The sequence below is a fragment of the Achromobacter sp. GbtcB20 genome (assembly GCF_019091095.1).
In the GTDB taxonomy this organism is placed as follows: domain Bacteria; phylum Pseudomonadota; class Gammaproteobacteria; order Burkholderiales; family Burkholderiaceae_B; genus Achromobacter; species Achromobacter mucicolens.
Genome location: NZ_JAGXJZ010000806.1, coordinates 1 through 243 on the forward strand (window position 1 = coordinate 1; position 243 = coordinate 243).

The 243-nt window shown below is 57.6% G+C and carries 1 protein-coding gene; it reads right to left on the reverse strand.

Annotation, left to right across the window (positions count from 1 at the left end; genetic code table 11):
* Positions 1–243: IS3 family transposase (locus tag KVT32_RS31200; protein WP_217619545.1), on the reverse strand; the 243-nt coding region annotated here is incomplete at both ends.

Sequence of the window (243 nt, forward strand, 5' to 3'; positions counted from 1 at the left end):
AAGTCATTGCTGAAGCTGTGCCGGCGCCTTGGATTGTAAAACATCTCGATGTAATCGAAGACGTCCTGCCTTGCGTCTTCCCGGGTGCCATAGGTCTTGCGTCGGATCCGCTCCCGTTTCAGGAGCTGGAAGAAGCTCTCAGCCACGGCGTTATCGTGGCAGTCCCCACGCCGACTCATGCTTTGCTGCAGATTGTGCTGGTCCAGGAAGTCGCGCCAGTCGTAGCTGCTGAATTGGCTGCCC